General features: G+C 31.6%; 13 protein-coding genes, 1 other RNA gene and 1 pseudogene. 11 read left to right on the top strand and 4 right to left on the bottom strand.

Translation table 11 applies throughout. The features are described 5' to 3' along the window. Positions 1–96 precede the first annotated feature (96 nt). From N4A55_RS01375 to ssrA, 8 genes are all read left to right on the top strand, one after another. Entirely contained in the window at positions 97–1,290 is a 1,194-nt protein-coding gene (locus N4A55_RS01375) for a phosphoglycerate kinase (protein ID WP_293753612.1), read from the top strand. A 27-nt stretch (positions 1,291–1,317) separates the two neighbouring features. After that, positions 1,318–2,067, top strand: a complete 750-nt coding sequence (gene tpiA, locus N4A55_RS01370) for a triose-phosphate isomerase (RefSeq protein ID WP_293753654.1) — start codon at positions 1,318–1,320, stop codon at positions 2,065–2,067. 78 nt (positions 2,068–2,145) lie between these two features. Next, positions 2,146–3,687 (top strand): 2,3-bisphosphoglycerate-independent phosphoglycerate mutase, encoded by a 1,542-nt coding sequence (gpmI, locus tag N4A55_RS01365; protein ID WP_293753611.1) that lies wholly within the window; start codon positions 2,146–2,148, stop codon positions 3,685–3,687. A 288-nt stretch (positions 3,688–3,975) separates the two neighbouring features. Further along, entirely contained in the window at positions 3,976–5,295 is a 1,320-nt protein-coding gene (gene eno, locus N4A55_RS01360; protein ID WP_293753610.1) for a phosphopyruvate hydratase, read from the top strand. Between the two features lie 185 nt (positions 5,296–5,480). After that, complete coding sequence (gene secG / locus N4A55_RS01355) at positions 5,481–5,729, top strand: preprotein translocase subunit SecG (protein WP_293753609.1); 249 nt, start codon at positions 5,481–5,483, stop codon at positions 5,727–5,729. A gap of 209 nt (positions 5,730–5,938) precedes the next feature. Continuing rightward, positions 5,939–8,065 (top strand): ribonuclease R, encoded by a 2,127-nt coding sequence (gene rnr, locus N4A55_RS01350; RefSeq protein WP_293753608.1) that lies wholly within the window; start codon positions 5,939–5,941, stop codon positions 8,063–8,065. A gap of 77 nt (positions 8,066–8,142) precedes the next feature. Continuing rightward, a complete protein-coding gene (gene smpB, locus N4A55_RS01345; protein WP_113676113.1) occupies positions 8,143–8,604 on the top strand; it encodes an SsrA-binding protein SmpB in 462 nt (153 codons plus the stop codon). A gap of 84 nt (positions 8,605–8,688) precedes the next feature. Then, positions 8,689–9,048: a transfer-messenger RNA gene (gene ssrA, locus N4A55_RS01340) on the top strand. Positions 9,049–9,479: 431 nt separating this feature from the next. On the opposite strand, the pseudogene N4A55_RS01335 reads toward ssrA, so the two are convergent. The 3 genes and pseudogenes from N4A55_RS01335 to N4A55_RS01325 all read right to left on the bottom strand — a co-directional run. Beyond that, positions 9,480–10,505 (bottom strand): annotated as a pseudogene (locus N4A55_RS01335) (recombinase family protein); the annotation flags it as partial. An 11-nt stretch (positions 10,506–10,516) separates the two neighbouring features. Next, on the bottom strand, positions 10,517–10,837 hold the full coding sequence (locus N4A55_RS01330; RefSeq protein WP_293753607.1) for a helix-turn-helix domain-containing protein: 321 nt from the start codon (positions 10,835–10,837) through the stop codon (positions 10,517–10,519). A gap of 9 nt (positions 10,838–10,846) precedes the next feature. Beyond that, positions 10,847–11,170, bottom strand: a complete 324-nt coding sequence (locus tag N4A55_RS01325) for a helix-turn-helix domain-containing protein (protein ID WP_293753606.1) — start codon at positions 11,168–11,170, stop codon at positions 10,847–10,849. 243 nt (positions 11,171–11,413) lie between these two features. Between N4A55_RS01325 and N4A55_RS01320 the strand changes: the two genes are divergently transcribed. Continuing rightward, the gene (locus N4A55_RS01320; RefSeq protein WP_293753604.1) at positions 11,414–11,611 is read left to right on the top strand and encodes a helix-turn-helix domain-containing protein; all 198 of its coding nucleotides are present in this window, start codon (positions 11,414–11,416) and stop codon (positions 11,609–11,611) included. 158 nt (positions 11,612–11,769) lie between these two features. Next, positions 11,770–11,982 (top strand): hypothetical protein, encoded by a 213-nt coding sequence (locus N4A55_RS01315; protein WP_293753603.1) that lies wholly within the window; start codon positions 11,770–11,772, stop codon positions 11,980–11,982. Between the two features lie 23 nt (positions 11,983–12,005). Here N4A55_RS01315 and N4A55_RS01310 read toward each other — a convergent pair whose 3' ends face one another. Further along, entirely contained in the window at positions 12,006–12,143 is a 138-nt protein-coding gene (locus tag N4A55_RS01310; protein WP_293753602.1) for a hypothetical protein, read from the bottom strand. An 81-nt stretch (positions 12,144–12,224) separates the two neighbouring features. Between N4A55_RS01310 and N4A55_RS01305 the strand changes: the two genes are divergently transcribed. Then, on the top strand, positions 12,225–12,944 hold the full coding sequence (locus N4A55_RS01305; RefSeq protein WP_293753601.1) for a Rha family transcriptional regulator: 720 nt from the start codon (positions 12,225–12,227) through the stop codon (positions 12,942–12,944). Positions 12,945–13,103 lie beyond the last annotated feature (159 nt).

Genomic DNA, 13,103 nt, shown 5'->3' with positions numbered 1-13,103 from the left:
TAAAGTTGATTAGAAAAGTTAGAAAATTTCAAAAATAGATAGGTATATTGAGATTAACTAACATAAATAAAGTATTAGAAGGGAGACGACTACCAAATGCTTAATAAAAAGACAGTCGACGATATAAACGTACAAGGTAATAAAGTCTTAGTAAGATGTGACTTCAACGTACCTTTAAAAGATGGTGTTATTACAGATGAGAACCGTTTAACAGCAGCATTACCTACAATTAATAAATTAATCAAAGATGGTGCACAAGTTATACTTTGTTCACATCTTGGAAAACCAAAAGGAGAGCCTAAGCCAGAGCTTTCACTTGCTCCAGTAGCAACCAGACTTTCTGAATTATTGAATAAAGAAGTTGTTTTTGCAGCGGATGATAATGTAGTTGGAGATAATGCTAAAAAAGCAGTTGCTGACATGAAAGATGGAGATGTAGTACTTCTACAAAATACTCGTTACAGAAAAGAAGAAACAAAAAATGGTGAAGACTTCAGTAAAGAATTAGGAAGTCTAGCTGAGATATTTGTTAATGATGCATTTGGAACTGCTCATAGAGCACATTGTTCTAATGTTGGAGTAACTAATTATGTTGATACTTGTGTAGTAGGTTATTTAATGCAAAAAGAAATTGATTTCTTAGGAAACGCTGTAAATAATCCAAAGAGACCTTTTGTAGCTATTCTTGGTGGAGCAAAAGTATCAGATAAAATAAATGTTATCAATAATCTTCTTGATAAAGTAGATACTCTAATCATAGGTGGAGGAATGGCTTATACATTCTTAAAAGCTATGGGTAATGAAGTAGGTTTATCATTACTTGAAGAAGATAAAATTGATTATGCAAGAGAAATGATTGAAAAAGCAAAGGAAAAAGGTGTTAATTTCTTATTACCAGTTGATAATGTAGTAGCACAAGAATTCAAGAATGACACACCATTTAAGACAGTAAAAAGAGGAATGATTGAACCTGATTGGGAAGGTCTTGATATTGGAGAAGAAACTAGAGAAATATTCGCTAGTGCTGTAAAAGACGCTAAGACAGTTGTTTGGAACGGACCAATGGGTGTATTTGAACTTGAAAACTTTGCAGGTGGAACAATTGCTGTAGCAAAAGCATTAGCTAAAACTGATGCAACAACTATCATCGGTGGTGGTGATTCAGCAGCAGCTGTTAACCAACTTGGATTCGGAGAAAAAATGACTCATATTTCTACAGGTGGTGGTGCTTCACTTGAATTCTTAGAAGGAAAAGAATTACCAGGTGTTGCAGCAGCAAATGATAAATAGTTATAATAATTATAAATGGAGGTTTTGATAATGCGTAAAATGATTATTGCAGGAAATTGGAAAATGAATAAAACTCCAAGAGAAGCATTAGCTTTAATTGAAGAGTTAAAACCATTAGTTAAAAATGATGATGTAGATGTTGTATTTTGTACACCTTATGTTTCATTAGTATTAGCTGTTGAAGCAACAAAAGATTGTAATATCGAGATAGGTGCACAAAACATGTACTATGAAGAAAGTGGAGCTTACACTGGAGAGATTGCTCCAAATATGTTAACTGAAATCGGAGTTAAATACGTTGTATTAGGTCACTCCGAAAGAAGAGAATATTTTGGAGAAACTAATGAAATAGTTAATAAAAAAGTACTTAAAGCTATAGAACATGGCTTAGTACCAATTATTTGCTGTGGTGAAACATTAGAACAAAGAGAACAAGGAATAACAGTTGATCTTATAAGAGCACAAATCAAAGTTGCACTTAAAGACGTTACAAAAGAAGATGCAAAAAATGTTGTTCTTGCTTACGAACCAATATGGGCTATAGGAACTGGTAAAACTGCTACATCCAAGCAAGCTGAAGAAGTTTGTGCAGCTATACGTCAAGTAGTTAAAGAAGTTTACGATGAAGAAGTAGCTGATGCAGTTCGAATTCAATATGGTGGAAGTGTTAATGCGGGTAATGCAAAAGAACTCTTTGCAATGGAAAATATTGATGGTGGATTAGTTGGTGGAGCTAGTCTGAAAGCTGATTTTGGTAAGGTAGTAAATTATAAATAATAATGATTATTAGGTAAGGTTATGAATTTATTCATAACCTTCTAATCTATTATAGATTTGATAAGAAGGAGTTATGAAATGTCAAATAAACCAACAGTATTAATGATATTAGATGGATTTGGACTTAATGAAAAGACTGAAGGTAATGGAGTAAAACTTGCAAACACACCAAATATAGATAAAATTATGGAAAAATATCCTTGTGTTGAAGGATTTGCTAGTGGATTAGATGTTGGCTTACCTCATGGACAAATGGGTAACTCAGAAGTAGGGCATCTCAATATTGGTGCAGGAAGAATTGTATACCAAGAACTTACTAGAATAACTAAAGAAATAGAAGATGGTGATTTCTTTAAAAATACAGCATTTCTTGCGGCAATAGACAATTGTAAGGCAAATGATTCAGCATTGCATTTGTATGGTCTATTATCAGATGGGGGAGTACACTCACATAATACACATTTATATGCTTTATTAAAATTAGCAAAAGAACATAATATTGAAAAAGTTTATATACATGCGTTTTTAGATGGTAGAGATACACCACCAGCTTCAGGTAAAGATTATATTGAAGAGTTAGAAGAAAAAATGAGAGAAATTGGCGTTGGTAAAATAGCTACTATAATTGGACGCTATTACGCAATGGATAGAGATAATCGTTGGGAAAGAGAAGAACTTGCTTATGATGCAATGGTAAAAGGTGAAGGGAAATTTGCTAAGAGTGCTTTAGCCGCTATACAAGGATCATATCAAGAAGAAGTATATGATGAATTCGTACTTCCAACTGTTGTTTTAGCAGAAGGAGAACCAACTGGTAAGATTAATGAAAATGATTCAATAATATGCTTTAACTTTAGACCGGACAGAGCTAGACAAATCACAAGAGCTTTTTGTGATGAAGAATTTGATAAATTTGAAAGAGAATTCTTCAAAGTAACTTATGTTTGTTTTACAGATTATGACGTTACTATACCTAATAAAATAGTAGCATTCCATAAGGTTATGCTAGAAAATACTTTAGGCGAATATTTAGCTGATAAAGGATTAAAACAACTTAGATTGGCAGAAACAGAAAAATATGCTCATGTTACATTTTTCTTTAATGGTGGTATTGAAGAACCTAATGAAGGCGAAGATAGAATATTAGTACCATCGCCAAAAGTTGCTACTTATGATTTACAGCCTGAGATGAGCGCTAATGAAGTATGTGACAATCTAGTGAATGCTATAAAATCACATAAATATGATCTTATCATCGTTAACTTTGCTAATCCTGATATGGTTGGACACACAGGAATAGAAAAAGCAGTAGTTAAAGCAGTTGAGACAGTTGACAGCTGTGTTGGAAGAACACTTGATGCTTTAATTGAAGCAGATGGTCAAATGTTTATTTGTGCTGATCATGGTAATTCAGAACAATTGATTGATTACAAAACAGGAGATCCATTTACAGCACATACAACTAACCCAGTTCCATTTATCTTAGTTAACTATAAAGATAATGTAACACTACGAGAAGGTGGAAAACTAGCAGATATTGCACCTACACTACTTGAATTAATGGAAGTTGAAAAACCAGCTGAAATGACTGGTGAATCATTGATAAAGGTAGTAGATTAATATTATAAGCTGAATTAAATAATTGTTATAGATCTAACATTATTCAATTCAGTAGGCTTATAAAATAAAGTAATATATATTGAACTTATAGAGATGGTATATATGTTAAGTTCAATATATTACTTTTAATTTTTAATAAGATATTAATATAGGTAAAATATAGAGTATAAGATTTATCTTATGAGTAATAATATATGTTGACTGATTCTATTAACTTGATATATTGCATATATAAATATTTACCTTTTTAATTAATATAATTCTTAATAGACCGAAAGGAGAAAAAATATGAAAAGTTTTGTAGAGATTATTGATGTTTATGCAAGAGAAATACTTGACTCAAGAGCGAACCCAACAGTAGAAGTAGAAGTAGTGACAGAAGATGGATATTTAGGACGTGCAGCAGTTCCTTCAGGAGCATCAACAGGAGCATTTGAAGCAGTGGAGCTTAGAGATGGTGGAGACCGTTATATGGGTAAAGGTGTAGAAAATGCAATTGACAATGTTAATAATATTATCGCTGAAGAAATAATTGGAATGAATGCACTAGACCAAGTAAAAATTGACCAAAAATTAATTGAATTAGATGGAACTAACAATAAAGGTAAATTAGGAGCTAATGCTATTCTTGGTGTATCAATGGCAGTTGCAAAAGCAGCAGCAGAAGCTGTTGGTATGTCATTATATCAATACCTAGGTGGTTTTAATGCTAAAGTAATGCCTGTACCTATGATGAACATTCTTAATGGTGGAGAACATGCTGATAATACAGTTGATATCCAAGAATTTATGATTATGCCAGTAGGTGCAACTTCATTTAAAGATGCGCTAAGAATGTGTGCAGAAGTATATCATAATCTTAAAAAAGTTTTAAATGAAAAAGGTTTAGCAACTAGTATTGGTGATGAAGGTGGATTTGCACCTGATATAGCTTCATCTGAAGAAGTTATAGGGATTATTATTGACGCAATTGAAAGAGCTGGATATAAACCAGGTGATGATATGAGAATCGCTATGGACGTAGCAGCTTCAGAATTATATAATGAAGAAACTGGTAAATACCACTTCCCAGGCGAAAGCAAAATGAAAGGTGAAGAAGTAATAAGAACTTCAGAAGAATTAGTTGACTATTACGAAGACCTACTTAACAAATTCCCAATTATATCTATAGAAGATGGATTAGATGAAGAAGACTGGGAAGGATGGAAATTATTAACTGAAAGATTAGGCGACAGAGTACAATTGGTTGGAGACGATTTATTCGTAACTAATACTGAGAGATTAGAAAAAGGTATTGACCTTGGTGTTGCTAACTCTATCCTAATCAAAGTTAATCAAATTGGTACATTAACTGAGACATTTAATGCTATAGAAATGGCTAATAGAGCTGGTTATACAGCGGTTGTATCACATCGTTCTGGTGAAACAGAAGATAATACTATTGCTGATATAGTTGTAGCTGCTAATGCAGGACAAATTAAAACAGGAGCACCTTGTAGATCTGACCGTGTCGCTAAATATAATCAATTATTAAGAATTGAAGAAGAATTAGAAGATGTAGCTGAATATAGAGGGCTTGATGCTTGGTTTAATTTAAAAGATAAATAATTATATTAAAGGACCTCGATTCGTCGGGGTCTTTATTATAATAATAAGTAGATGAAGATTATGTATAAATATGATTATACACTATAGCTACTTTTATTGGTTTATTAGAATTAAGTAGAAAAAATAGTTGAATTAATACATAGTTTGTGCTAAAATACTAGTGTTAAACTTTAGGAGGTGTAACAGTGGAAGCATTAATAATAATTGTTGAAATAGTATATTTCATATTATGTTTAGGACTAATTGCTGTAGTACTTTTACAAAAAGGAAAAGCTGCAGGATTATCAGGTGCAATTGGTGGAGCTGCTGAAACTTATTGGGGTAAAAACAAAGCTCGTTCTATGGAAGGTAAATTAGAAAAATTTACTAGAGTTGGAGCAGTGCTTTTTATTGTTTTATCTGTAGTATTAAGTTTATTAATTAAATACCAATAATAAAAGTAAAGCACTTTGCATCAAAGCAGGGTGTTTTTTTATGCTATAGTAGACTTTTGCATTTAGTTCCTTTACTTGCTAGTTTAATTTTATATAAATAATAACAATAGATTTAACTAATACTATAAGTAAAAAATATATTAATTTAATTATATAAACCTATAATAGGTTATATGAATGCTAAAAAAATAAATTTTTGAAGGTGGAATATGGAAACATTAGAAGAAAAAAAACAAGTATTGTTGGAGATAATTAATCACAAAGATTATAAACCAATGAAGATCAAAGAGCTAGGAATACTATTAAGTATTAATGGTGATGAAGAAAAAAGAGCTATACTAGAAGAAACATTAGAACAATTGATAACTGAAGGAAAGATCATTAAGACAAAAAGAGGTAAATATGCAAGACCAGAAGCTGTAAATATGATTGTTGGAAAGTTTATAGCTCATGCTAAAGGATTTGGTTTTGTTGAAATTGAGGGTGAAGAGAATGATATCTTTATACCTGCCCCATATATTAATGGTGCTTTTAATAATGATACAGTAGCCATAAAACTTATTAGAAGAGATTCTAAGGGGAAACGTAAAGAGGGAGAAGTAATTAAGATTATCAAGCGTAATGACAGAGATATTATAGGAACATACCAAAAAAGTAAAAATTTTGGGTTTGTTGTTGCGGATAACAAAAAGTTTACTAAGGATATTTTTATTTCCAAGAACAAGAGTAAAGGAGCAGTATCAGGTCATAAAGTGGTTGTGAAAATAACTGATTGGGGTAATGAAAGAAGAAATCCAGAAGGGGAGATTATTGAGATAATCGGACATATTAATGATCCTGGGACAGATATATTATCAATTGTAAAGAGTTATGAATTGCCAATGCAATTTCCAGATGTAGTTATGAACCAACTTGACTATATTCCATCTGAAGTTACAGAAGAAGACAAAGCTTTCCGGTTAGATCTTAGAGAAGTTCAAATGGTAACAATAGATGGAGAAGATGCAAAAGATCTAGATGATGCAATAACCATTCAAAAAAATGAAGATGACACTTTTACCTTAGGTGTCCACATAGCTGATGTAACTAACTATGTTACAGAAGGCTCACCCCTTGATGTTGAGGCGTTAAAAAGAGGTACTAGTGTCTATTTAGTTGATAGGGTTATACCTATGTTGCCTCACAAACTATCAAATGGTATTTGCTCTCTTAACATGGGAACAGACCGTTTAGCACTATCATGTCTTATGGACATTGATAAAAAAGGTAATGTAGTTAATCATAAAATAGCTGAAACACTAATAAATGTAGATAGAAGAATGACTTATACCAATGTTAGAAAAATCCTAGTTGACAAGGATCAGGAAGTTATAAGTGAATATAGAGATTTTGTAAAAATGTTTGAAGAAATGGAAGAATTAGCGGCGATTCTTAGAGGTAAAAGAAAAAGAAGAGGTTCTATTGATTTCGATTTTCCTGAAACAAAAGTTATCCTTAATGAGAAAGGTGAACCAATAGACATCATTCCTTATGATAGAAATGTAGCTACAAAAATTATTGAAGAGTTCATGTTATTAGCTAACGAAACTATCGCAGAAGATTTTTTCTGGCAGGAGCTTCCTTTTGTATATAGAACACATGAAGAACCAGACCCAGAAAGACTTGCTACTCTTGGCTCTTTCATTCACAATTTCGGCTATAATATAAAAGGAGAAGGAGAAATACATCCTAAAGAAATTCAAAAACTATTGATTGAAATTGAAGGAAAGCCAGAAGAAGCTATTATTAGTAGACTAGCTCTTCGATCAATGAAAAGAGCTTGTTATACAGTAACAGGTGATGGACATTATGGACTTGCAACCAAATACTATACTCATTTTACTTCGCCTATTAGAAGATATCCAGACTTGCAGATACACAGAATCATTAAAGAAAATCTAAATGGTAAAATGGAAGAAAAAAGAATTAGGCATTATAATGCTATATTGCCTAATGTTGCAAAACAAACATCTGAAACAGAAAGAACTGCTGAAGAGGCAGAAAGAGAGACTATAAAACTTAAAAAAGTTCAATATATGGAAAAACATATAGGTGAAAAATTCGAAGGGGTCATCTCTGGTGTAACCGCTTGGGGATTATATGTAGAATTACCTAACACTGTTGAAGGACTTGTTCATGTCACTACCCTTGACGATGATTATTATATTTTTGATGAAAAGAAACATATTTTTATAGGTGAACAAACAAGTAAGATATATAGAATGGGTGAACCTGTTAAAATAGCAGTTCTAAGTGTAAACAAAGTAGAGAGAACTATTGATTTTGAATTAGTATAAATTTCATCATCACATTACTTGCAATAATTATAATTTATGTTATAATATATCTCACGGCAAGTAATGGTGGTGATATTATGGCAAGTAACTATAAATTAATAGCACAGAATAAAAAAGCAAGGCATGATTATTTTATTGAAGATACTTATGAGGCAGGTATTGTTCTTGTAGGTACTGAAGTAAAATCCCTTAGAATGGGTAAATGCAGTATTAAAGAAAGTTTTATAAAGAATGTTGATGGTGAGTTATTTATTCTGAATATGCATATTAGTCCTTATGAAAAAGGTAACATATTTAATAAAGACCCACTTAGAACAAGAAAACTTTTATTGAATCGTTATGAGATAAATAAGATTCAAGGTGCTGTTACAACCAAGGGTTATACTATTGTTCCAATAAAGGTCTATCTAAAAGGTGGTCTTATGAAAATGGAAATTGGTATAGCAAAAGGTAAGAAAAAATATGACAAACGCCAAGATATTGCTAAGAAAGACCAACGTCGTGAAGCAGAAAAAAGATTCAAAGTAAGTAACCTATAATAACCTAGTTAATAATTAAAGGTTCTAAGCTTACTTAAGCATTTTATATGCATGTTGTAGCTGAAAATCTTGATTATCATATACGGGGGTGTACTGGTTTCGACGGGGACAACAGAAGTACGAGCAGCCATTCGCAGATCACTGGGCCTGCGTCATCAACCTGGTAAATTAAATTAAACGCAGACGAAAATAATAATTTCGCATTTGCTGCCTAATTAGGTAGCTGTCTCACCTTAGTGACCCGTAGCTAGGGCTGAGGCACCAAATTAAACGGGGAACTTCACTTCCAAAGCTTTGAGGAAGAGGAAGACACTATGAAGCTACTGAAGTCTACAGCCTGTCGTTAGGCGTTAGATGGAGGGAATGTCAAAATAGCGACTGTAATGGGAGATACTCGGATGGATGGGTTTTCGGACAGGGGTTCGACTCCCCTCACCTCCATTAGACACAGACACGACCATGTTTATATCTACGTGGTCTTCATGTACAACAACAGATTCAACAAATGAGTTTACAATCCTTTTTTGTTCTTCAAAAGTTTTGGTGCTAATGTTTTGATGTGCAACTAAGAAAGCTTTTACTTTTTGTTTAGTAACTGATGATTTATTACTTTTTGTTTTTTCTATATTATATTCTAGCCTTTGTTTTTCATTTTCTAATTCTGTTAATTTGTTATCTAATGATGCGTGGAAATTCCCTTGCATGATAACATCCAAAATATTACTTATTTGTTTGTTTATATCGTTTAGTTTCTTTTCATATATTTTTAATTCATTATCAGAGGTTTTATTTTTTTGTTGTGAATATTTATATATGCTATTAGTAAGTCTATCAATATTTTGTGTCATTTCTTTTTCTATACATTCGATTACCATTTTATCTAATACGTCTCTATTTATATCTTTATTATTGCAACTTTTTTTATTCTTTTTTGCAGTACACTTATATCTTACATACTTACGTTTATTTCTACCTTCAACTCCACTTGAACCAACCATATTAGAACCACACAAGCCACATTTAACAAGTCCAGTTAAAACGTAATTATTTTTAGCTTTATAACTTCTGAATTTATTTTTATTTTCCTCTCTTTTTTTATTAACTTTATTAAAGACTTCTGTCGAAATTATCTGTGGAATTCCACCTTCAATTCTTATTATATCTTTTTCGTCATTTAATATATTTCTCTTTCTACCATTAACTACAACCCTTTTATACTTATTAAAAATATAAATGCCTGCATATTTTTCGTTGCCTAAAATGCTGTTAATACTAGATTTACTAAACGTATTTCCTGTTTTTGTTTTTAACCCCTTTAATGAGTCTAATATTTTACTATAACCATTTCCGTCAAGATACATTTTGAATATATTTTTTACAATAGATGCTTCAAACTCATTAATAATATACTTTTTATTTTCGTCAATATCATATCCTAGTGGTGGAGTGCCTCCTGTATGTTTGCACTCATAAGCAGTTTCTTTCATACCTTTCATGACTTCTCTTGATAGATTAGCAGAGTAATATTCGTTCATCCCTTCTATTACTGATTCAAGTATTATTGATTCGGGACTATCGTCAAATTTTTCAAGGGCGGATATAACCTTAACACCATATTTTTTAATTTCTTGTTTATAAAATGCGCTGTCGTATCTATTTCTTGCGAAGCGATCTAATTTATGAACAACAATAGCTTCAAATATCTGTAATTTACTATCATTAATCATCTGTAAAAACTGAGGTCTATTGTCGTTAGTAGCAGAAACAGCTTCATCTATATATATTTTTGCTATTGAATATTGGTTTTGTTTACAAAAATCTTTTAGGTATCTTAATTGAGCGTCAATACTTTCTGTTCGTTGATTATCACTTGAATATCTTGCGTATAATGCTACATTCATGAAGTGCCCTCCTATTTCTCAATTACCGCTTTCATCATTTTCATTAGTATTTCCTTACCTTCGGTACTTAAATTCTTATTAGCTTTCCTTATTAGCTGGATAGCTTCTGGAAATTCTTCTTCTAAGTTATCTATGGTATTCTCTTGTCCTAAAAGATAATCGGTTGTAACACCATAGAATTCAGCAAGTTTTATTAATATTTCTTGTTTTGGTTTTCTAGTACCGTTCTCATAACCACTTAAAGTATTTTGAGCTATATCAAGTTTTTCACAGACTTCTTTTTGATAGTATCCGTGTTTAAGTCTTAACTCTTTTAATTTATTTTTAAACATTTAGTTCTCCTATTTATCAATAATAGCTTTCATCATTTTTATTAGCATTTCCTTGCCCTCATCACTCAAATTTTTATTAGCTTTTCGTATCAATTGTATGGCTTCTGGAAACTCTATTTCTAAATCATCTAAGTTATCTTCTTGCCCTAACAAATAATCTGTTGTTACGCCATAAAATTCAGCTAATTTTTGTATTGTATGCGGTTTTGGTGTTTTTTTATTATGCTCATATCCTGATATTGTAGATTTACCTACACCAATAATCTCTGATAAATCAGATAAGTATAACCCTCTATCTTCCCTTAATTTTTTTAACCTTTCTCCTAGTGTCATAATTTACCTCCACATTTTTTTAAGAAAAATTTGCTAAAAAGCATTGACAGTTCTCCGAAAGTAAACTATAATAATAGACATCAACACAAAACACCAAGAAAAAAAACAGGAAAAACCTATTTTACAAGGGGCTATTACTTTCAGAAACAATATATATGCGACACATATATTATAGTTTACTAAAAGTAAAATGTCAAGTGCTAAAAGTGCATTTTGGATGTTTTTTTTAGAAAGGAGTATACTTTGACAGAACTACAACGCATGGGGTATAAAATAAAGGATGCTAGGCTAAAAAAGAAATTAAAGCAAAAGGATTTGGCTATGTTTTTAGGGAAATCTAAATCAACGATATCATGTTATGAGAATGGAAAAAAGAGAATAAGTATCGATAATTTGAAAAAATTATGTAATTTACTAGAATTAGATATTTCTAGTATTTAGTTTGCCCTTAAATTCGCTAAAAGAAAACCAGTATTGACTTTTGGAGTACGGAGGTGTGAATGATGTGACAGAAGAACAAATACAAGTTCTCACAGAAATATTCGGGGACGCAATACTAAAAGAATTAAATCAGGAAAAAGAACAGAAAGGAGCGACAAATGAATAATTTAATGACAAATGATTCTATTACCAAACCAACAACTATTATACTCTTAGCTATGGCTAACGGCGATGTATATGAAAATGTTATATATGAAGGTACAGTTAAAGAATTAAAACACGCTTTAAAAGAAAGAGAATTTATTAACGTGAAAAGTTTTAAAAAGGATATAGTAATAAATAGTGAGTTTGTATTATCTTTTGAACTATAAGGGGAGAGAATCTAATTAATTAGTTATTTTCTTTTACCTGATTTAGTTTGAGATAAAGCACTTCCAGCTACAGACTTGGAAGCTTTGCTATATCTGCCATCACTTAAAATTTTACTAGCTTTTGAAGCAACAGATTTACTTGTTTGTTTTTTGTTAGCCATTTAAATCAACCTTTCTATGTATCTCTCCCCTTAAATGGAATTTTACCAAAAAACAGATAATAAATCAAGAAAGGAGAAAATATGAATAATTTAATAACAAAAGAAATACCACAAGCAATTGACAGCAGAGAAGTAGCAGAAATGGTTAAGAAAGAACATAAAAATCTTTTATCAGATATAAGAAAATATGAAGGATTTTTAACCAGCTCAAATGTTAGCCCGTTAGATTTTTTCCAAGAAAGTACATACAAAGATACCAAAGGAGAAACAAGACCATGCTACAACATAACCAAAAAAGGTTGTGAGTTCATAGCCCACAAACTTACTGGACAAAAAGGAGCAGTATTTACAGCAACATATATTAATCGTTTCCATGAGCTAGAGCAGGGACAAGCATTACAAGTACCACAAGTACCACATAGCGTTGAAGATATGATAATTCTACAAGCGCAATCCATGAAAGAGTTGAAAACAGACGTCCAGGAGAACGCTAGAAGAATAGACAAGCTTAATGATGAAACATACGTAACCCCTGAACAGAAAAATTACTTACAATTAGCTAGGAATAAAAGAGTAGTAGAATTAATTGGTTATCATTCTAAAGCGTACAACGATAAATCTTTCAGGAATAGGGTATACGCAGAATTAGGAAGACAATACGAGAATTATTTCAAAATTAGTAGCTATGGGTACACACTTAAGAACAAATATGAGGAAGCTATAAAGCTTATTGATAGTTACAACCTATCAGCAGGTCTTAGTATGGAATTAGATATTATTAATAGTCAAAAAATAGCATAGAAAGGAGCGACAATTGAATAATTTTGTGACTGTTAGAAAGAAGGTGAATTATGAGCGAATACTATCTAGACTATCCTACTTGTAAAGAATGTGCCAATAGAGATGAAAAAGGAAGATGTTTATTAAGTGGTGGATTAGACCTTGAACCAGATTTTATAG

The organism is Vallitalea sp. (genome assembly GCF_025211055.1).
In the GTDB taxonomy this organism is placed as follows: domain Bacteria; phylum Bacillota; class Clostridia; order Lachnospirales; family Vallitaleaceae; genus Vallitalea.
The sequence above is the reverse complement of the archived record's forward strand: the minus strand, read 5'-3'. Positions and strand labels throughout refer to the sequence as shown.

Excerpts from the sequence above, each read along its gene's own strand:
- N4A55_RS01305 (WP_293753601.1), top strand. The coding sequence starts at position 12,225 with ATGAATAATTTAATAACAAAAGAAATACCACAAGCAATTGACAGCAGA.
- N4A55_RS01330 (WP_293753607.1), bottom strand. The coding sequence starts at position 10,837 with ATGTTTAAAAATAAATTAAAAGAGTTAAGACTTAAACACGGATACTAT.
- eno (WP_293753610.1), top strand. The coding sequence starts at position 3,976 with ATGAAAAGTTTTGTAGAGATTATTGATGTTTATGCAAGAGAAATACTT.
- gpmI (WP_293753611.1), top strand. The coding sequence starts at position 2,146 with ATGTCAAATAAACCAACAGTATTAATGATATTAGATGGATTTGGACTT.
- N4A55_RS01325 (WP_293753606.1), bottom strand. The coding sequence starts at position 11,170 with ATGACACTAGGAGAAAGGTTAAAAAAATTAAGGGAAGATAGAGGGTTA.
- rnr (WP_293753608.1), top strand. The coding sequence starts at position 5,939 with ATGGAAACATTAGAAGAAAAAAAACAAGTATTGTTGGAGATAATTAAT.
- smpB (WP_113676113.1), top strand. The coding sequence starts at position 8,143 with ATGGCAAGTAACTATAAATTAATAGCACAGAATAAAAAAGCAAGGCAT.
- N4A55_RS01310 (WP_293753602.1), bottom strand. The coding sequence starts at position 12,143 with ATGGCTAACAAAAAACAAACAAGTAAATCTGTTGCTTCAAAAGCTAGT.
- N4A55_RS01375 (WP_293753612.1), top strand. The coding sequence starts at position 97 with ATGCTTAATAAAAAGACAGTCGACGATATAAACGTACAAGGTAATAAA.
- N4A55_RS01315 (WP_293753603.1), top strand. The coding sequence starts at position 11,770 with ATGAATAATTTAATGACAAATGATTCTATTACCAAACCAACAACTATT.